The following is a 20,423-nucleotide window of genomic DNA, read 5'->3' as shown; positions in this document are numbered from 1 at the left end:
CTATTCTTATTAAACAAAGCATATGGCACTACAGAAAATTTTAGTGGTCGATGATGAAGAGAAATTGCGCAAGTTATTATCTCGTATTATTGAGTTGGAGGGTTTTGAAGTTTACCAAGCAGATAATCTAAAAGTTGCTGCCAAAAAATTGGCACAACAGCCAATTGATGTGGTATTATGCGATGTAAAGTTACCGGATGGGAATGGTGTTGCTTTTGTTGAACAAGTGAAGGTAAGTTATCCGGCAGTTGAGATTATATTATTAACGGCTTATGGCAATATTCCCGACGGAGTACAAGCAATTAAGAATGGAGCCTTTGATTATATCACCAAAGGCGATGATAACAATAAGATACTTCCCTTGTTGTATCGCGCATTAGAGCGAGTAGCCATCAACCGCAGTTTGGAGCAACATAAAATGGATAGCCTAGAAGAAACCAAAGGATTTGATCAAGTGATTGGCAAATCTCAAGCTTTTATGGCAGCAATGGATTTGGCAAAGCGCGTAGCTCCTACAAATGCAACGGTCTTGTTAACAGGAGAAACAGGCACAGGAAAAGAAGTTTTTGCTCAAGGGATACATCAAGCTAGTACAAGGGCTGCCCATAGTTTTGTAGCCATTAACTGCTCCGCGTTTAGTAAAGATTTATTGGAAAGTGAACTATTTGGACATAAAGCGGGGGCTTTTACCAATGCAATAAAAGATCAAAAAGGACTATTTGAAGAAGCACATCAGGGGACAATCTTCCTAGATGAAATAGGAGAAATACCCATCGAGCTCCAAGCAAAACTACTTCGCGTAGTAGAAACGGGAGAATTTTTAAAAATTGGAGAAACGAAGCCAACGAAAGTAGAGGTACGCATTATTGCAGCGACAAATCGAGACTTAGAGAAAGAAATAAAAGAAGGACACTTTAGAGAAGACCTATACTATCGTATTTCTGTATTTGAAATTGGCCTGCCTGCTTTAAGAGAACGAGTAGAAGATATTCCCTTGTTAGCTCTGCTTTTTTGCAAGCAATTTGCCCTAGCGCAACAAAGTCCAGTGCAGACAATCTCCAACGATGCTTTGGAAGCGATGAAACGGTATACATGGCCAGGTAATATTAGGGAATTGCGTAATGCGATGGAACGCGCCGTTATTTTGTGTATGCATACGGAACTACAAATTGATGATTTGCCTTATGAAGTGCAACAAAAATATCAACCTGCAAGGGAAGGCCTTTCCGCTTTAGATTTAGCTACGGTAGAAAAACTGCATATTCAAAAAGTACTGCAACACACCAACGGCAATAAAACCAAAACAGCTGAACTGTTGGGGATTGCCTTAACGACCTTATACCGAAAAATGACAGAATACAAACTGATTTAAGATTGAAATGATACTAGAAAAGCTCCCAATACGGGGGCTTTTTTTATTTATACTCGACTTTATTCTATCAAAACGATAGGGTGGAGCTACATAAACCCTATCGTTTTGATAGGGTTTCTTTTAATTGAATAACTGTTGTTTTTTGTAATAAATTGATTGTTAGTGTGTTGCATTGTTTTTTTGAAAGTTGGTATAACATTCGCATATACTTAGGCAAAATAATACATCATGAAAGCACTATATCCAGTACAACGCAGGCGTAGCCAAAAGACATTACATCATAAAGAGTGCGTACTTCACGCAATCATCCACAAGCTTATTTTAACTTAAAAACAAAACTATGAACATTTTAGCGTGTATCATTTTAGGCGTTGCGTGCTTTGTCTTGTTTTACAAAGCCATTCAGTTTTTAGATAATCTATAATTTACTAGACACATGAGTTTATTATTCATTATTGCTTTGGCAGTATTTGCCTATTTGTGTTATGTCCTACTCAAGCCGGAAAAGTTTTAAAAACTCCTTGAAAGAAGTAGGTCTAACACTACTCGTTTTTACGATGGTATACGGGATTGTATACCTCATTCATCAAATTTTATTATTAATTGATTAAGTAAAATGAATACAGAAATAATCGGAATCCTTGTCACCTTTTTGGTGGCCATTGGAATCTCAATTCCCTTAGGAAAATATATAGCAAAAGTTTATGTAGGCCAGCCTACTTTTTTAGATCGAATGATGTCACCCTTAGAGCGGTTTTTTTATTCGAGTAGTCGGATTAAACCAGAGGAGAACATGAATTGGAAGCAGCATTTAGTAGTCTTATTGACACTAAATGCTGTGTGGTTTGTCATAGCATTTGTTTTGTTGCTGACTCAAGGATCATTACCCCTCAACCCAGACCATAACCCTAGTATGTCGCCTGATTTAGCGTTTAATACAACCATCTCTTTCCTAGTAAACTGTAACTTACAACACTATGCAGGAGAAACAGGAGTAACGTATCTGGCTCAACTAGCGTTGATGTTCTTACAATTTGTAAGTGCAGCCACAGGTATGGCAGCTGCTGTAGTTGTATTTGAGGCATTTAGAAATAAAACAACAACCCTGTTGGGGAATTTCTATGTGTACTTTGTCAAATCAATTACGCGTATTTTATTGCCTTTGAGTGTTGTTGTGGCCGCTATCTTGATTTTTCAAGGTACTCCTATGACGTTTGAAGGTAAAGATACAATCACAACTTTAGAAGGACAACAGGTAGAAGTATCCCGCGGTCCTGCAGCAGCATTCATCGCTATTAAACACCTGGGAACAAATGGTGGTGGTTTCTTTGGAACGAATTCAGCACACCCTTTTGAGAATCCGACCTATTTGACCAATATGGTTGAGATGATAGCACAGTTGATTATTCCTCTAGCCATGATCTTTGCTTTTGGGTATTACATCAACCGCAAGCGATTTTCTTGGATGATGTTTGGGGTAATGACACTCGGGTTTTTGTGTTTGGCTATTCCAAACGTTTTAATGGAAGCCAATGGAAATCCTAATATTACAGCCATGGGCATCGACAATAGTTTGGGAGCTATGGAAGGAAAAGAAGTGCGAATCGGCGCTGCAGCTTCAGGATTTTGGAGCATTGTAACAACGGTTATTTCTACAGGATCCGTCAACTCCATGCACGATAGTACCATGCCGTTATCGGGAATGAATCAATTGCTAGCCATGATGATTAATGCTTTCTATGGTGGGGTAGGTGTCGGTATCTTAAATTTCTTTGTATTCATTGTATTAGCGGTGTTTATCAGTGGATTAATGGTCGGTAGAACTCCAGAGCTATTCGGTAAAAAGATTGAAGCAAAAGAAATGAAAATTGCGATGATTATCGCTTTAATACATCCATTGTTAATTTTAAGTAGTACCGCTTTAGGTGCGGCTTTTCCTGAATTTACAAAGGACACCTTAAACAACCCTTCCTTTCATGGATTTAGCGAAATACTCTATGAATATACGTCCTCAGCCGCAAACAATGGAAGTGGATTTGAAGGATTAGGAGATAATACACCTTGGTGGAACTTTTCTACGGGAATTATCTTATTGTTGGGGCGTTTCTTACCCATTATTGGACCCGTAGCCCTAGCTGGTTGCTTAGCACAAAAACGCTATGTACCAGAAAGTGCAGGAACACTAGCTACGGATACATCCACATTTGGAATGATTGTATTTACAGTTATTTTAATTGTGGCAGCCCTAGCGTTCTTCCCTGTGTTAACATTAGGTCCTATTGCAGATTATTTTACAATACTAAGTTTATAAAAAATGGCAATTCAACATAATCAAGCTCTTTTTCAAAAAGAGATCATAATAAAAGCTAGTAAAGAAGCTTTTAAGAAGTTAAATCCAAGAACCTTGTTTCGAAATCCAGTGATGTTTACCGTAGAAATCGGAACTATTATTATGCTTGGTGTTTGTATCTGGATTTTATTTGGAGAAGAAAATCAAGGTAGTTTGGGATACAATGTAATTTTATTTCTTTTGTTATTTATCACCCTATTGTTCGCCAATTTTGCAGAAGCAATTGCGGAAGCAAGAGGAAAGGCACAAGCAGATAGCTTGCGCAAAACAAGAGAGGAAACACCTGCTACCTTAGAAGATGGAACGAAAATCTCTTCTTCAAACCTGTTAAAAGGAATGGTGTATACCTGCGTAGCAGGAGATATCGTTCCAGCAGATGGCGAAATTATTGAAGGCTTAGCTACGATTGATGAAAGTGCGATAACAGGAGAAAGTGCACCAGTAATTAGAGAAGCAGGAGGAGATAATAGTGCGGTTACAGGCGGAACAAAAGTACTGTCTGATCGAATCAAAGTACAAGTAACTGCACAAGCAGGAGAGAGTTTTTTAGACAAAATGATTGCTTTAGTGGAAGGAGCAAACAGACAGAAATCACCCAATGAAATCGCCTTAACTATTTTATTGGCAGGTTTTACCTTGGTGTTTACCATTGTGATTATCACGCTAAAACCATTTGCTGATTTTGCGAATGTTGCCCTTAGTATTGGAGCATTGATTTCACTGTATGTCTGTTTAATTCCCACAACAATTGGTGGCCTGCTATCGGCAATTGGTATTGCTGGAATGGACAGAGCCTTGAGAGCGAATGTAATCACGAAAAGTGGTAAAGCAGTTGAAACAGCAGGAGATATTGATGTTTTATTGTTAGATAAAACGGGTACAATTACGATTGGAAACCGAAAAGCAACACATTTTCATCCAGCTCCAGATGTAGATCATAGTGTATTAGTAAAAGCTGCAGTATTGAGTTCCCTTCAAGATGCTACACCAGAAGGAAAATCAATCATTGAATTAGCTCGCATAGATCCCGCGGATTTTGTAGTCAACAACCCGCGTTTCATTTCCTTTACAGCAGAGACAAGAAGCTCTGGTATTGATTATGATGAAGTGCGCATTCGAAAGGGTGCTGTAGACGCAATTAAAAGTATTTGTATACAGGCAGGAAATGAATTTCCTTCCGCAATTGCAGATTGTGTGCGACAGGTAGCGGAAAATGGAGGAACGCCTTTGGTTGTTGCTCAGAATGAGCAAGTGTTAGGCGTTGTAGAATTGCAAGACGTTATTAAACCAGGAATTCAAGAACGCTTTGCGCGATTGAGAAAAATGGGAATCAAAACGGTAATGGTTACGGGAGATAATCCCATGACAGCAAAATACATCGCAACAGCTGCTGGGGTAGATGATTTTATTGCGGAAGCTAAACCCGAAGATAAGATGAACTACATCAAACGCGAACAAGCAGAAGGAAGATTGGTGGCGATGATGGGGGATGGTACCAATGATGCTCCAGCTTTGGCACAAGCGAATGTTGGGGTAGCGATGAATAGTGGAACGCAAGCAGCAAAAGAAGCGGGTAATATGGTAGACCTCGATAATGACCCTACCAAACTCATTGAAGTAGTAGAGATTGGTAAACAATTGTTGATGACTCGAGGTACCTTGACTACGTTTAGTATTGCCAATGACGTAGCGAAGTATTTTGCGATTATCCCTGCCTTATTTATTACTGCAATCCCCGCTTTGCAAGGTTTAAATATTATGCATTTATACAGCCCTGAGAGTGCAATACTGTCTGCTGTAATTTTTAACGCCATCATTATTCCATGTTTAATTCCGTTGGCCTTAAGAGGAGTAGCCTATAAACCAATTGGAGCCAGCGCTTTATTGCGTCGCAACTTATTAATTTATGGCTTAGGTGGAGTAATCGTGCCTTTTATCGGAATTAAGCTCATCGACCTTTTTGTCTCACTATTTATGTAATCAACAAATGAAAACAAATCTTATACCTTCTATTATATTGACAACCGTTTTATTCGTGTTGTTAGGAGGAATTTACCCAATTGTTTTATGGGGAATTGCTCAAGTTGCTCCAAATGCTGGAGAAGGATTTATTGTAGAATCCGATAAAGGAAAACAGTATATCAATATTGGTCAATCCTTTACTACAGAGGCATATTTCTGGTCGCGACCTTCTGCTGTCGATTACAATGCAGCAGGTTCTGGAGCAAGTAATAAAGCCGCTACGAATGCAGGATATCTTGCAGAAGTAGAGCAACGCATAACGGATTTTAGTACGCGAAACCCAACCGTTCAAAAAGAACAGATTCCCGTGGATTTGGTTACCGCTAGTGGTAGTGGATTAGATCCCCATATTTCTGTTCAGGCTGCACGTGTCCAAATAGCACGTGTTGCTGGACATAGAGGAATAGAAGTAAGTCGTTTGGAACAATTAGTTGCAGCACAAACACAGCATCCGTTATTAGGCATATTCGGACCACAAACGGTCAATGTTTTAGCACTGAATATGGCATTAGATGCTTTACAATAACATGAAAAAGAGATTTTCTTGGGTGGGTGCGCTCGTCATCAGCGCACTTGCTTTTTCATCCGTACAAGCGCAAGAAAGCAAATGGATGGACAACATCAAGGTGCAAGCCTATGGGGAGTTGTATTATATGTACGACTTCAATCAATCCAAATCAGGACAGTTGAACAATTTTTTGTATTCCTATAATCGGCATAATGAGGTAAACTTGAATTTTGGAATGGCCAAATTGAGCTATACCAAAGAAAGGGTGAGAGCTAATTTAGCTTTGATGGCGGGAACCTATGTAAAATCGAATTTAGCGAATGAACCCGATGGATTAAAAAATATATATGAAGCCAATGTAGGGGTGAAGTTATCAACTGCACATGCGCTGTGGTTAGATGTAGGGATTATGCCTTCACATATAGGATTTGAAAGTAATATTGGAGCCGATATCATGACCATGACTCGTAGTATAATGGCGGAGAATTCGCCCTATTTCTCATCGGCTGTAAAATTGTCGTATAGCACTCCCAATCAAAAGTGGTTTCTAGGGCTAAATATAATGAATGGATGGCAACGCATACAGCGTCCAGAAGGAAATTCAACACTAGCCGTAGGGCATCAATTGACCTATACACCTACTACCGCATGGACGTTTAATAGTAGCTCCTTTATAGGCAGTGATACGCCTGATGTGGAGCGAAAGATGCGTTATTTTCACAACTTATATGTTGCATATGAGTTGAATGAAGCGTTGAAGGTACTGGCTGGTTTTGATATAGGAGTGCAACAGAAGGAAAAACACAGTAATGCTTATAATACTTGGTATGCTCCATTGATTATGGGACAGTATAAACTAAGTGATGCTTGGCGCGTAGCGGCACGAGTAGAGTATTACAAGGATGAAAAAGAGGTAATTATACAGACAGATACAGCACATGGTTTTCAAACTTGGGGCTATTCAGTCAATGTGGATTATCAAATTACTGCAGAGGTGTTATGGAGAATAGAAGCCCGATCGTTCAGCAGTAAAGATGCGGTTTTTACTAGAAATGATAACGCCGTATCTGGACAAACGTTTATAGGAAGTGGTATTGCAATTCGTTTATAGATGGAAAGAGAAACGCGTCAAAGTGCAGAAGATTTTTTAGAACTTATTCGTCGTGCCAAACGAGGAAAGTTTAAAGTATATATTGGGATGAGTGCCGGTGTGGGTAAAACGTATCGCATGTTGATGGAAGCGAAAGATTTACAACGCAATGGCATTGATGTCAAGTTGGGGTTCATCGAAACACACAACCGCCAAGAGACCCATGCTCTTTTAAAAGGACTGCCAATTATTCCTAGAAAAGAGGTTTTTTATAAAGGTAAAATGGTGGAGGAATTAGATCTAGAAGCTATTTTGGATGAACGCCCTGAAATAGTTATTATTGATGAATTGGCGCATTCCAACATTGCAGGAAGTAAAAATGCAAAACGCTGGCAAGATGTAATGGAAATATTAGAGGCAGGTATCAATGTGATATCAGCCCTAAATATTCAACACATTGAAAGTTTAAATAGTGCAGTGAAAGACATTACGTCCATAGATGTCATGGAACGCGTCCCAGATAAAGTTTTACAAGAGGCAGATGAGGTCGTTAATATTGACCTGACGGCAAATGATCTAATTGAACGATTAAAAGAAGGAAAGATTTATCCACCCGATAAAGTACCGACGGCCTTGAAAAATTTCTTTACTTCATCTAATATTCTTCAATTGCGTGAGTTAGCTTTAAAAGAAGTAGCTTCACATGTGGAGAATAAGGTAGCTTCTGAAGTGAGTATGTCTGTGTCTGCTAAACCAAGTCGATTCATGGCTTGTATTAGTTCCAATGATAAACACGCAAAAAATGTAATTCGAAAAACAGCTCGTTTGGCCAGTTACCTCAATTCTAAATGGTATGTACTTTATGTACAAACACCGAAAGAACACCCAGATAAAATTGCCCTAGACAAGCAACGACATTTGATTAATAATTTTAAATTAGCTACTGAATTAGGGGCAGAAATTATTAAAAGTGAGCATCCTAATATTGCAAAGGCTATTATGGTACAGGTAGAACAACGACAGGTTACAACAATCTGTCTTGGAAAACCTCGATTGCGTTTATACCAGATTATTTTAGCCACTAATGTATTCAATCAGTTGTTAAAGAAGCTGGCTTCTTTACCTATTGATATTATAATTTTTTCAAAATGAGAATTAAAACAAAACTAACGTTAGGTTTAGGCCTTCTATTCACGCTAATTGTTTTTTTAGGGGGAATAGGGGCAGTATACATTCACTTTTTAAAGCTTGATACCCGTAATATCCTACACGACAATTACAATTCCCTGTTATATGCCAAGAGTATGTTACGGGCATTAGATAATTCGGGGGATGGTCGTTTGGTTCAATTTGAAGAACAATTGAAAAATCAAGAAGGGAATGCAACCGAAGTTGGTGAAAAAGAAATGAATAGCACGCTGCGCAACTATTTCGAAGCCTATAAAAAGAATGGACAACGCCAAGAGGATGTCATTCAAATAAGGGAATGGTTGATTGAGGTGATGGAGATGAATATGCAGGCGATTGCATTGAAGAGTGAATTAGCCAATAAGACGGCAGTGCAAGCAACAATATGGATTGCCATTGCTGGAATTGCCTGTTTTGTGATTGCTTTAGGGATGTTGATTAATCTGCCTTCTAATATTGCAGATCCCATTCAGAAGTTGACAGCCAGTATTAAACAAATTGCCCGTAACAACTATAAAGAACGCGTTTTTTTGGATAAAAACGATGAGTTTAGTGCATTGGCTCAATCTTTTAATACCATGGCGCAAAAGTTAGAAGAGTACAACAGCAGCCATCTAGCGAAATTGATGCATCAGAAAAAGAGAACTGAAGCATTAATCAATAATATGTCCGACGTTGTTATTGGTTTAGATGAGAATATGCAAGTGATGTTTGTCAATGAAGAAGCTTGTAAAGTGCTAGGATTAGAAGAAGATGAAATGGTTGGAAAAAATAGTAAGGATCTCGCATTGTACAATGATTTAATGCGAATGTTACTGAAGGAAATGAGTCTAGAACAAACAGATAAAGAACCACTCAAAATTATTCACAACGAGAAAGAAAATTATTTTGACAAGCAATTCCTACCTATTGAAATCACCCCCACAGGCGAAGAACACAAAGCGTTGGTAGGCTATGTTATTATCTTGAAAAACATTACCGAATTTAAAGAGCTTGATGCGGCAAAAACTCGATTTATCGCTACAGTTTCTCATGAATTTAAAACTCCTATATTTTCGATGAAAATGAGCTTGCAGTTGTTGAAAAATGAGCGAATAGGTGCTTTAAATGAAGAGCAAAATACGCTGATTGACAGTATTCAAGATGATGTAGGACGATTGTTGAAAATCACTTCAGAGTTATTGAATTTGACGCAAATAAAAAGCGGTAAGATTGCGATGAATAAAAAACTTTGTTCAGTTGGTGAGGTTGTACAAGACGCTGTAGAGGCCAATCATATTCAAGCCGAACAAAAAAGAATTAAGCTCGAAGTGAAACTTCCAGAAGTTTTAAAACCAGTTGAAATAGATGGAGAAAAAACAATCTGGGTATTGACCAATCTCATTTCCAATGCCATTAACTACTCCCATGAATCTTCAGTGGTACAAGTTAAGGTAGAACAATACGAATATGGAACCATAATTAAGGTAAAAGATGAAGGAATGGGGATTCCACCAGAATACTTAAACAAAGTATTCGATCGCTATTTTAGAGTACCAGGTACCCATAAAGAAGGTACAGGATTAGGCTTAGCTATTAGCAAAGAAATTATGGAAGCCCAACAAGGAACCATCACAGTACATAGTGAGTACGGGGTCGGAAGTGAATTTGTTTTAGTGGTATAAGGAAAAATAGCTAAATAATAAGAAAAGATGTAAAATTTACGCCGTTAAATAGTGTATATTTAAAAGATGAAAAATAAAATACAGGTAGCCTTAGCTTTTTTAGTACTTGCCCTCATTGGAGGTGCTGTTGTGCTGTATCAAAGATGGAATGCGGTAGCGGATGTAACCGTAACCAAACAGACCGAAAGTGATAAACAGTCAAAGAAAAAAGAGAAGAGCCCGTCTTTTATAGCGCTAAGTCAACTAATCGATCAATATGCTGCCCATACATTACAACAAGGAAATATAAATGCGTTGGCAATTGCTGTGTATAGAGATGGAGAAGTCTATCAGCAATATTATGGCGTATTAGATTCAGTAACAAACCAAAAACCAACACCGAATACGCTTTATGAAATTGCTTCCATATCGAAGGTCTTTTTGGGGTCAATTGTAGCAAAGGCTGTGGTGGAACAAAAGCTAAATCTACAGGATGATATCAGGCTCTATTTGCCAGGGGATTATGCTAATCTACAATATGAAGAAACGCCTATTACCATTCAAAATTTAGTGACTCATACGTTGGGATTTCAAAAGAAAGCACCGCCAAAGTTAGATCAGATTTATCACGGTGTAAGAAAGGGAGATTATCAAGCGAAAACCTTTGATTATACCATGACAGATTTGCTGCATGAATTAAAAATTGCAAAGCTAAATAAGAAACCAGGAACGGTATATGAATACAATTCGGTTGGTCCTGAATTGATGGCTTACATTATGGAACAAGTTTATCAAAAACCTTATAAAGAGATACTTCAAGATTTTTTAGATACGATTGATTTACAACATACTTATCTGTATGAATACGAGAAACATATAAAAGATTTAGCTGTTAGCTTTGATGAAGAAGGCAATGTTGCACCTTGGTTGAAAAATCCATTATTAGGAGGGTCTCATGGAATGATTAGCACATTGCCTGATTTGAGTACTTTCATGCAATTTCAACTAGAAAGCAATCATCCACTTATCGGAGAATCTTCTCGTTTACTATTTAAAGATGAACAAGAAGGAGATGATAAAGGTTATTTTTGGGATGTTGGATATGGGCAGAAGGAAGGAGCTTACCACGGCAAAACAGGAACATCAAATAGTGTGCAAAGTGGAATTTTAATTTGTCAAGATTCTAACTATGGTATGATTATCATCATGAATAATACCGCAGAAGCAGCCCAAGAGGATTGGATGGATTTATATAATCAAATAGAAACCGCCTTAATCGTATATCCCAAGCTGAATTAACAATAACAAAACCATGTTATTCTAACGGTAAACGATTGTTTCTATTGGAAATGACCAATAAGGAATGTATTTTTAGCATAAAAAACGAAGCATTTTGACTGATACTGTTAAGATTCAAAACTATAGCCACGCAAGTGAATTAGATGCTATAAGACATCCTTATTACTACATTTTGTTACTTGATGGAGACTTTGCGTTTACACTCGATGAGAAGCAATATCACTGTCAAGGAAAGACTATTTTATTTATGTCGCCTTTTCAGCAGTTGGAATGGTTAGAAGTTACTTTACATCGTGCAATCGTCTTGCGTTTTCACGGCGATTTTTACTGTATTGAATACCATAAAGAAGAAGTAGCTTGCAATGGAATTCTATTCAATAACATCTATCACGCTCCTTTTGTTAAGGTTTCAGATGCTTTTTTCGAAGAAATTCGTACACTATATACTAAAATTGAGGAGGTTGAGGATATCCGTCAATCGTATAATATATCCATTTTAAAATCTTATTTACAGCTGATTCTCGCCTTGGTGAATAGAGAAAAACAGCTCGAATTACACCAATGGGATTATCAATTGGAAGAAGATCTCCTCCAATTTAAACATCAGTTGGAACAATCTTTTGCCCAACATAAATCGGTGGTATACTATGCGGAATTAAATGGCATTTCCCTCGCTAGTTTTAGCAAGAAGATTAAAAAAATCTACGGTAAAACACTAACGCAATTGATTCAAGAACGAATCGTTTTGGAGGCGAAAAAACTCCTCCATTTAACAACAAAATCCATGAAGGAAATTGCCGCTGCTTTGGGGTTTGAAGATGAGTTTTATTTTAGTCGTTATTTTAAAAAAGCAGTAGGTGTATCCCCCAGTCGATTTCGCAAAGAAGTAGGTCTTTCTATCGTAGCAAAAAAGTCTAGGTAATAGCCTATTTTGTCCATGTTATCGGCGGAATTACCCGCGTATTTTTGGATAAAAAAACAAAATGAAACTACTTCAAATTGCTGCAGATTTACACAAACAATTTTTTAATGTATTGAGAATCGCTATCTGCCTCGTTATGGTATGGATTGGCGGTCTAAAAGGCTTCCAATATGAAGCGGATGGTATTGTGCCCTTTGTTGCTAATAGTCCTTGGATGAGTTTCTTCTACCAACACGCCAATGACCGTGTGCTGACAGAGGAAGGAAAGGAAGTAGCCGCCTATACGTTGCATAAAAATCCAGAGGGAAAAACAGTAAAACAAAATGTAGATTGGCATACACAAAATGGAACCTATCTTTTCTCATATGGATTGGGAATCGTAATTTGTGCGATTGGTATTTTGGTGTTCTTAGGAATATGGTCACCCAAAATAGGTATACTAGGTGCTATATTAACCGTAGGGATGTCTTTGGTTACACTTTCTTTTCTCTTAACGACTCCAGAAGTCTATGTACCTAATTTAGGAGGTGATTTTCCTACACCCAATTTTGGTTTTCCGTACTTATCCGGTGCAGGCCGATTGGTGCTCAAGGATGTCATCATGCTTGCAGGTGGTTTATTGCTAGTTTCGGATGGAGCAAGTAGAGTGCTGAAAGACAAACAGAAGGGTAAATAATAAAAAAGGAAACGAAGCTGATGGCTTCGTTTTTTGTTGTAGGTTGGCGAAGGTGAATACGGAGATGGTTATCGAGTGAAATAATAATCGCACAATATGATTTTGATGGGAATAAATTAAAGTATATTTGAATATACAGGTAAACGGAGGAATTGTTTTGCCTACGTGATTTAAAATAAAACGTTTGATATGATGAAACTTTATATATCATTTTTCTTCTTTTTCTTTTTAGCGAATGGCTTTGCGCAGGACCTTACCATGAAAGGACATGTCGTTAAAACTACCGCAAGTAAGAAAGAATATCAAGTATATGTGTCTTTACCTTCAAGTTACACCAAAGAAGACCAAACACGTTATCCTGTGCTGTTTGTATTAGATGCCTATTATGCTTATCCTTTAGTATATTCTTTTTCAAAATTATTAGAAGCTAGCCAAGAAATTGAGGACGTTATTATTGTTGCAATAGGAGATAAAGATCAAACAGAATACACTTGGTATAAAAGTAGAATGGTTGATTTTAGCCCATCGAATGATCCTCAGGTCGATCAAGAAATAGCAAATGGATTAGGTGTTTCTATCGCTGAGGTTACAACAGGTAAAGCCAATGAATTTTTACAAAGCATGCGAGAGGATATCCTTCCGTTTATTGATCTAACGTATAAAACAACGGGCGATAGAGGCATAGTAGGTCATTCGGTTGGGGGGCTTTTTGTTGTTTATAGTTTCATTCATGGACAAGATTTATTTAATAAATATGGAGTGAATAGTCCTTCGTTATTTTGGAATAACAGTGAGTTAATAAAAGACGTGGAGCTTGCTTTTCAAGCAAATAAAGATGTAAAAGCGAATATATTTGTTTCGTATGGGGCTTTAGAACCAGAACTCATCATCTCATCAACACAATCCTTTTTAAAGGTAATTGAACGCTATAGAGCAGAAAATCAACAGATGTCGATTACAACTAAAGTATTTGATGAAGAAACACATACTTCTGTCATTGGGGCATCGTTAACTCGAACATTGAAAACATTGTATGGTAAGAAATAGGGAGATAGTATTATCTTACTGTAAGGTTAGCTCTTGTAGATTGAAAAAATAAAGGACGAAATAAAGATAAACGTTGTTGATGTAATAATGCGATTAAATCTAGGAATACACAACTCAAATCAATATTTTTGCCCCCTTTTAAAATTAAAATAAATCCTATGAAATTACGATTTTTAGCATTTTTGCTAACGATTATGACTTTCATCAGTTGTGATGATCCGTTTAAAAGACAAGACTTTTATTTATCTAACCCAACAGCGCAAGAAATAAAAGTGTCAATTGATGACAAGGCGTATGTACTTGCACCTCAGAGTTATGAAGTACTGAAATTAGATGGAGGAATACACGAATTGACGTATAACAATCAAAAAACGTCATTCAACGTATTCAAACAAAACTCAGGAGGAATTATTAACCCAACATTAGAGCCTCACTATATTTATTCGATGGTGTATGCGACCGAAGGAAACTTTGATAAGTTTGGTGCTACGAGGAGAGAAGTGTGGATTGATGGGGTGAGTTATGAAGATAACATCAAATCGACCAATGCGCTATTCATCGATAACAACTTGTATCGATGTACCTATTTCTTGGGAGAAGCATACCCTGAAGAGCAAATTACGTATGATAAAAAAGCCATTGGAAATTTTTTCAATAAGTTTTTTACTAAGGCAGAGTTTATTGCGTTTTACGATGAAATGCTAGTGGACGAAGAAAAAGGTTTTTATCAGCAAAACCGCGTTGAAGGTGGGGAATGTACCATTACAGAACCCGATGGACTAGCATTAGTATTGCCTGATGTGGATCAAGCAGATGTTATTGCCTCGTATAAAAAAGAGATGGAATTGGTACAAGAATTCAAGACTTCAACCGATGCAAGTAGACAAAAAGCAATTCAAAAAGAATTGTTTGATTTAGCTATGAGTCGTTCAAAATTAGATATCAATTATAGTAAATTGACTACGGCACAAAATGAATCGATGAATGATTTTGTACACGCAAGTGGTAGAATCTCTGGGGCAGGGATAATTCAGTTGTAAATTCGAGTATAAAAGAATCGCTAAGGTTCAATTTGAATAATATAAAAAAAGCATGCTTTAGAAATGAAGCATGCTTTTTTTGTACAAAATGATATTCGAGGATATAGGAGAATGTTCGTTACTACTTTGTTCTTTATAAATAGTCTTTTTATTAGTATATAAATTTTAGAACTTGTTCAAATAATAGCTGTTAGGGTTTATATATAGAAATAGCATTGTTTAATTAAATATATCTTGATATTTGTTTGATTTGTTTTTATAAATTAAAATGTTAATTATATTAGTAGTTTAATTTATGAAATTATTATGAGAGGTCTTTTATGTAAGATTTTTCACTTTTTATCAAAAAAACGAGTTTAATAAAAATAACTATAAATGTACGAGATAAGACCTGAAACCCTAAAAACTTTTGTTGAGGATTCAAATATCAAACTCCCAAGATTTCAGAGAAAACAAACATGGGATAGTAAAAAGAACTTTGAATTATGTATTAGTATATTTAAAGAATATCCTGTTGGTGTGACGATTTTAAATGTTGAAAAAAATGATGTATCTACCACACGATGGCTTCTTGACGGAAGACAACGACGAAATGCATTAAGTCAGTTTTATAATGATCCTGAAAATGTATATGATTGGGCTAAAAAATATATTGGTTTTTCTAATTCAGACCAATTACATGAACTAGAAGAAAAATTCTGGAATAAAATATCTGAATATTTAGAAGATGAAGAATTTGATAAAGTTGATAATCAAATAAATTGGGAAGAATTAGATGAATTAGATGAAATTTCTAATGACTCTCAAGAGAATGAAGTATATGATAAAAGTTTGTCTGGATTGAATTTATTATTACATATAATTAAGTTAACTCATAATAAAACTAAAATATCTAATGGATTTACAAGACCTTTTGATTTTTCCGAATATACAATAAGTTTACCTTATTTCGATTCAGAAAGCGGTAATAAAAAATTAAATTCAAGAAAAGTAAAATCTTTCATAAAAGAGTTTAAAAATTATTGTAATGATGAAGGTTTAAATAATGCAGATCAAATAAGTTTTGAAAAATTTGTGTTTTATAGATTACAAGTAAAAACTGAACAAGCTGAAAAACTTAAACTAGTTCTAAAAAGAAATTGGGATAGTATTTATGAAAGAATTGATATTTTAGATAAAATAGTAACTTTATATACTAATTCAAAAATAGGATTGATTGAAGTAAAGGATTTAAAGTCTACTGATTCTCAAAAAATTTTTAATATAATAAATTCTAAAGGTACTACCCTTACGGCTGTTGAAATTTTGTCCGCCAAGCCTAGTTGGAATAAATTGATAAAATCTCCAACAGAAAAACAAAAAATTGCAACAAAAAATTTATACGAAACTATTTTGGTAAAGCATGAAGGGGTGGTTAAATGGGATTTAGCAGCAACCATATTGGAACGGTTAGATTTTGCTAAATTATTTTTTAAGAATTTTTCAGATAATAAAACTGATTTTGAAAAAAAATTGACTATTGGATTTAAATTATTGTCTGGAATTATAGAGAAAGGGGTAAAAAAAGAAGATATTGATTTATTGGGTAATAATTTAAAATTCAATTGGGAAATCCATTATGAAGAATTAATCAACGATTTGAATAGTGTACATAAAATTATATTAGGATCATCGTACTTTAAATTTTTAACTACATATAGGTTTACCCTAATGTCTCATCTAAGTGATGCAATAGCTTTAAATTTTACAATTTTGATGTATTTAGATTGGATACGAAAAGGTAAGCCAGTAGCTAATGAAAGTGCAAAACAGGTACAAAAAAATGCTTTTATTCTTTTAGATAGTTTAATTTTTGAATATGTGACACGACAATGGAGAGGATCAAGTGATGGTATTATTTCGAGAAATATTGTCAACTTTGATTTACAATTAGATATACTAAAACCTGTAGAAAAACAAAAATGGAAATTTTTAATTTCTGAAATATTAGAGGAGAATAAAATTTTGGGAGAGAATATTTCTAAAAGTATTTTGGAACCTATATTACTTCATTATTATGCTATGAAGGAATTACAAGCTCCTGAAACTAATTACTCCTTAGAAATTGATCATATTATACCTCAATCATTATTTAAATCATCCACGATTGAAAATAAAGATTATGTACAACATAATTTGTTTAATTTATGTGTGTTACCAAAAGATGAAAATATATCGAAAAGTAAGAAAAGACTTATTGAAATTACAGACTCATGGTTGAAAAATCAAATTACAAAGTTTACATTAATTGAAGATAATGATTTTGTAAAATATTCTGATTTAAAGAATTTAGAGGATTTAAAAGAACTTAGGGGAAATGATATAATTAAGGTATTTGAAGTGAATAGAGATAAGATATTATTAAATTAGTTTTAGTTAAGTGAAAGTAAAAATAATTATATCTATTACTCTTTCGTTTTCTCATTCAAACATCTAAAACAGCGACAAAGAGTATAAAGGTAAACTTTCCTTTCTGTATAAAGATGTTATAAAATTGAAAATTAAGAAGCTCTTAAAAACAAAGAATGGAATAGAAAAAAGTTAAAAAAACAGAAACTTTTTTAAAATAGCAACCCCAAGGTATTCGTGTTGATTGTGTTTGCATATTAAATAGTTGAAATAGAATAGTATAAGGTGATGATAAAGTGATAATGATAGCAAGAGGATAGAAGGTGATCTAATGCAAATCTGCTTTAATACGTACTTCAATATCCGCTGTATATCCTTCAATCTTATCTAATAGTTTTCTTTTCGAATCAAATAAGTAGAAAGTTAACGGTGCTAAGTACTATAGCAAACAACAGAAACTGCCTCCGTAATGAGGTAGTTTTTTATTTTGTATTCCATCAGCAGGAGATAAGAACATAATTCCAAAAATAACGGAGAGTATAGTGACAAAATAGAAATTGAATTCAACCAATTGTATTACTTTTGTTGTAGAATAGACGGAGTTCAAAGCGTATAAATAGGAGATATCATGGGAAGAAACACAGCTGCAAATCGCAAAGTAGTCAAAGATAAAATCGCGAAAAAGAAACAAAAAGAACAAGAGGCTGCAACAAAGCGAAAAGCACTTTTAAAGGAAATTGTCAACCAAATGGCAACTAAGAAATAGCCCTACTATGTTTAAAAAAATTGGTATAGAAACAAGGGGGGTATTGTGAACCGATTGGTTCTAAAAAAAAAGAACTTCATTTAGTAGAAAAATGACTGTGTAAAGGGTATCTTAGACCGATGGAGTAGGAGATGAAGCGAATTAAACGCAAACTAAATTTTTAAAGATAAATAGACCAATACCATGCGAGTTATATTTTTCCTGACACTATTTCTTGTAGTAACTTCTAGCTATAGTCAAAAAACAATTGAAATTGATCAAGATCGAATAATTGAGCTTTTCTATCAGAATCAAACAGCTCCTGTAGCAGGAAGTAGATTAGATTCAATTCTTCCATTACCAAATAAAATAGTTCGTATTAAGGGACGAAATGGAACATATACTTGGAAAGATACGTTTGAATTTCAACGGGTGTTCATTAATAAAGTAACAAAGGAAGAATTGGTTTTTAAAATTCAATTGAAAGAAATAGCAGAAATAGTAACCCTTGATGAAGTTAAACAGTTGAAACCTGTACTAGTTATTGATTGCCCTGCTGTAAAAATTGAGTGGGTGGAAGATCAGCAGTATTTTGAAAAATCGCTGGGATGTAATCGAGAAATAGAAGCAAAATTAAGTCAGATTCACTCCTATGGTATTTCAGATGAATTACATGCCTTTATACTGCAACTACCTTCAGGTACTTACTACAATGGGATGCAAGATCTTATCGTAGACCAACCGATTAGAGAGGAGGCTCAAAAATCGAAGATGTATAGAGAAATTGAGGCAGAGTTCCATAAAAATGAAATAGACCTTAGCAATCCTTTGGAACAACCTCTTGTTATCATTGATAATAAAAGAGTATACTTCGAGGAACTTAATCAACTCGAAGAGCAGGAATTTTTGTCTTCCATTGTTTTAAAAGGAGCCCAAGCTACTGCTATTTATGGTTCAAATGCAAGGAATGGTGTAATGATACTGAAGACAGCGTCTCGTGTAAATTAGAACATAGATGATGCCATCCGGTGTATCATAAATACTACAATTAAACGAAATTTCACCAAAAACTACTATAATCCATAATGTAAAAAATAGCCTATAACGCGGTGTTTTCTTGCGCTTGTGTCTCCCAAAACAAACACTAGAAACACCGTGAAATAAGCATAAATAATCTGTACGCTTGCTGTACCTTACAGCAGATGCGTATGTTGAAAAAGGAGTTGTTTCTACTGACTCAAGTATATATTAAATAATCGTATTGTAAATATTTGACAGCGTTTATTCGTGAATTATGACTGATTGTATAGCTAAAAAAATGTCAAATTATTTGAGGTCGAGACAGTGTGTGTGTTTTGATTTTAAAAGGCTAATATAAAGGGGGTTAAACATTATTTTCTAAAAGATACTGTTGGTTAAGCTTGCTCAAAAACTGCTTTTTGAGCAAGGCTAAACAAACAAAAAATGAGATATTTAATCTCTTACATTCTTATTATCTTGTTTACTAGTCAATAAATAAGGTAGAATCCCTTTATCTAACAGGCATGTAAGGGCTCTTTCACTATTGATACTATACAAGCAACAAAAATGAATTTAAAAAATTGCATTGAATAAGGTAAAAGAAAATATACACTCCATATACGTGCAATTTTCTCTTTGGATGTTGTATTGTCTTAGTCCGTTGGGAGAGGAGGATTAAGGTATGTTATAAACGCAATAGGGTATATTGCGATTTTCAGTCGTGTGGATAGTTCAGTTTATTAGCTGAACTATCGCAATACGTCTCGCTTTAACAAATATCCTTGGTTTTAGAGGTTTTCTTTTGGAAAAAAACAGGAAAGTTTTTATTTTTAGAGTGCAAAATCAAATGAAATAAAAACATTGAGTCTAAAAGCCATACGGTTTTTCGTCATACGAGTTGTTGCATAAGGTCATAGGACCCTTCTGCGAAATCAAGCAGGATTGCCTGCTCTTGTGTAATCAATACACGTGATAAACAAAACAGCTAACCTAATACCCATTGAGATGTGCTGGATGTTTCGAACGTTTGGACTTAGAGAGTTAACTAAGCAACAAGGTTTATTGAAACATACCTAAAAAAGTACTTATCGTATGCGTGTAACTAAAAGTACG

Annotated in this window: 16 protein-coding genes; all 16 read left to right on the top strand. The window is 35.3% G+C overall.

Translation table 11 applies throughout. From position 1 onward, the window contains the following. The first annotated feature begins 22 nt into the window (after window positions 1–22). Window positions 23–1,372 (top strand): sigma-54-dependent transcriptional regulator, encoded by a 1,350-nt coding sequence (locus AWV75_RS09775; protein ID WP_060874180.1) that lies wholly within the window; start codon window positions 23–25, stop codon window positions 1,370–1,372. Between the two features lie 436 nt (window positions 1,373–1,808). Further along, window positions 1,809–1,886 carry a K(+)-transporting ATPase subunit F gene (gene kdpF / locus AWV75_RS19280; protein ID WP_082711064.1) on the top strand — a complete coding sequence of 26 codons (78 nt, stop codon included), beginning with the start codon at window positions 1,809–1,811 and terminating at the stop codon, window positions 1,884–1,886. 102 nt (window positions 1,887–1,988) lie between these two features. After that, complete coding sequence (kdpA, locus tag AWV75_RS09770; RefSeq protein ID WP_060874179.1) at window positions 1,989–3,683, top strand: potassium-transporting ATPase subunit KdpA; 1,695 nt, start codon at window positions 1,989–1,991, stop codon at window positions 3,681–3,683. 3 nt (window positions 3,684–3,686) lie between these two features. Beyond that, window positions 3,687–5,702 (top strand): potassium-transporting ATPase subunit KdpB, encoded by a 2,016-nt coding sequence (gene kdpB / locus AWV75_RS09765; RefSeq protein WP_060874178.1) that lies wholly within the window; start codon window positions 3,687–3,689, stop codon window positions 5,700–5,702. A gap of 7 nt (window positions 5,703–5,709) precedes the next feature. Further along, a complete protein-coding gene (kdpC, locus tag AWV75_RS09760; protein WP_060874177.1) occupies window positions 5,710–6,270 on the top strand; it encodes a potassium-transporting ATPase subunit KdpC in 561 nt (186 codons plus the stop codon). Window position 6,271: 1 nt separating this feature from the next. Further along, a complete protein-coding gene (locus AWV75_RS09755) occupies window positions 6,272–7,363 on the top strand; it encodes a porin (RefSeq protein WP_060874176.1) in 1,092 nt (363 codons plus the stop codon). Continuing rightward, on the top strand, window positions 7,364–8,494 hold the full coding sequence (locus AWV75_RS09750; protein ID WP_060874175.1) for a histidine kinase: 1,131 nt from the start codon (window positions 7,364–7,366) through the stop codon (window positions 8,492–8,494). Then, window positions 8,491–10,194, top strand: coding sequence for a sensor histidine kinase (locus tag AWV75_RS09745; RefSeq protein WP_060874174.1), 1,704 nt, complete (start codon window positions 8,491–8,493; stop codon window positions 10,192–10,194). Before AWV75_RS09750 ends, AWV75_RS09745 begins: the two co-directional genes overlap by 4 nt. A 66-nt stretch (window positions 10,195–10,260) precedes the next feature. Beyond that, window positions 10,261–11,472 carry a serine hydrolase domain-containing protein gene (locus AWV75_RS09740; protein WP_060874173.1) on the top strand — a complete coding sequence of 404 codons (1,212 nt, stop codon included), beginning with the start codon at window positions 10,261–10,263 and terminating at the stop codon, window positions 11,470–11,472. Window positions 11,473–11,566: 94 nt separating this feature from the next. After that, a complete protein-coding gene (locus AWV75_RS09735) occupies window positions 11,567–12,394 on the top strand; it encodes a helix-turn-helix domain-containing protein (RefSeq protein WP_060874172.1) in 828 nt (275 codons plus the stop codon). A gap of 61 nt (window positions 12,395–12,455) precedes the next feature. Next, entirely contained in the window at window positions 12,456–13,070 is a 615-nt protein-coding gene (locus AWV75_RS09730) for a DUF417 family protein (RefSeq protein ID WP_060874171.1), read from the top strand. Window positions 13,071–13,259: 189 nt separating this feature from the next. Beyond that, complete coding sequence (locus AWV75_RS09725) at window positions 13,260–14,117, top strand: alpha/beta hydrolase (RefSeq protein WP_082711060.1); 858 nt, start codon at window positions 13,260–13,262, stop codon at window positions 14,115–14,117. 158 nt (window positions 14,118–14,275) lie between these two features. Next, window positions 14,276–15,157, top strand: coding sequence for a hypothetical protein (locus AWV75_RS09715; RefSeq protein WP_060874168.1), 882 nt, complete (start codon window positions 14,276–14,278; stop codon window positions 15,155–15,157). A 375-nt stretch (window positions 15,158–15,532) separates the two neighbouring features. Then, window positions 15,533–17,566 carry a DUF262 domain-containing protein gene (locus tag AWV75_RS09710; protein ID WP_060874167.1) on the top strand — a complete coding sequence of 678 codons (2,034 nt, stop codon included), beginning with the start codon at window positions 15,533–15,535 and terminating at the stop codon, window positions 17,564–17,566. A gap of 607 nt (window positions 17,567–18,173) precedes the next feature. Next, window positions 18,174–18,311 carry a hypothetical protein gene (locus AWV75_RS18885; RefSeq protein WP_197429576.1) on the top strand — a complete coding sequence of 46 codons (138 nt, stop codon included), beginning with the start codon at window positions 18,174–18,176 and terminating at the stop codon, window positions 18,309–18,311. Between the two features lie 183 nt (window positions 18,312–18,494). Further along, window positions 18,495–19,298 (top strand): hypothetical protein, encoded by an 804-nt coding sequence (locus AWV75_RS09705; RefSeq protein WP_060874166.1) that lies wholly within the window; start codon window positions 18,495–18,497, stop codon window positions 19,296–19,298. The last annotated feature ends 1,125 nt before the right edge of the window (window positions 19,299–20,423 follow it).

Origin of the sequence: Myroides odoratus (genome assembly GCF_001549985.1) — a bacterium.
Lineage (GTDB): Bacteria > Bacteroidota > Bacteroidia > Flavobacteriales > Flavobacteriaceae > Flavobacterium > Flavobacterium odoratum_A.
This window is presented reverse-complemented; position numbering and strand designations above follow the sequence as displayed.

Excerpts from the sequence above, each read along its gene's own strand:
- AWV75_RS09725 (WP_082711060.1), top strand. The coding sequence starts at position 13,260 with ATGATGAAACTTTATATATCATTTTTCTTCTTTTTCTTTTTAGCGAAT.
- AWV75_RS09710 (WP_060874167.1), top strand. The coding sequence starts at position 15,533 with ATGTACGAGATAAGACCTGAAACCCTAAAAACTTTTGTTGAGGATTCA.
- kdpA (WP_060874179.1), top strand. The coding sequence starts at position 1,989 with ATGAATACAGAAATAATCGGAATCCTTGTCACCTTTTTGGTGGCCATT.
- AWV75_RS09750 (WP_060874175.1), top strand. The coding sequence starts at position 7,364 with ATGGAAAGAGAAACGCGTCAAAGTGCAGAAGATTTTTTAGAACTTATT.
- AWV75_RS09730 (WP_060874171.1), top strand. The coding sequence starts at position 12,456 with ATGAAACTACTTCAAATTGCTGCAGATTTACACAAACAATTTTTTAAT.
- AWV75_RS09745 (WP_060874174.1), top strand. The coding sequence starts at position 8,491 with ATGAGAATTAAAACAAAACTAACGTTAGGTTTAGGCCTTCTATTCACG.
- AWV75_RS09775 (WP_060874180.1), top strand. The coding sequence starts at position 23 with ATGGCACTACAGAAAATTTTAGTGGTCGATGATGAAGAGAAATTGCGC.
- kdpF (WP_082711064.1), top strand. The coding sequence starts at position 1,809 with ATGAGTTTATTATTCATTATTGCTTTGGCAGTATTTGCCTATTTGTGT.
- AWV75_RS09705 (WP_060874166.1), top strand. The coding sequence starts at position 18,495 with ATGCGAGTTATATTTTTCCTGACACTATTTCTTGTAGTAACTTCTAGC.
- AWV75_RS18885 (WP_197429576.1), top strand. The coding sequence starts at position 18,174 with ATGGGAAGAAACACAGCTGCAAATCGCAAAGTAGTCAAAGATAAAATC.
- AWV75_RS09715 (WP_060874168.1), top strand. The coding sequence starts at position 14,276 with ATGAAATTACGATTTTTAGCATTTTTGCTAACGATTATGACTTTCATC.
- kdpC (WP_060874177.1), top strand. The coding sequence starts at position 5,710 with ATGAAAACAAATCTTATACCTTCTATTATATTGACAACCGTTTTATTC.
- kdpB (WP_060874178.1), top strand. The coding sequence starts at position 3,687 with ATGGCAATTCAACATAATCAAGCTCTTTTTCAAAAAGAGATCATAATA.
- AWV75_RS09755 (WP_060874176.1), top strand. The coding sequence starts at position 6,272 with ATGAAAAAGAGATTTTCTTGGGTGGGTGCGCTCGTCATCAGCGCACTT.
- AWV75_RS09740 (WP_060874173.1), top strand. The coding sequence starts at position 10,261 with ATGAAAAATAAAATACAGGTAGCCTTAGCTTTTTTAGTACTTGCCCTC.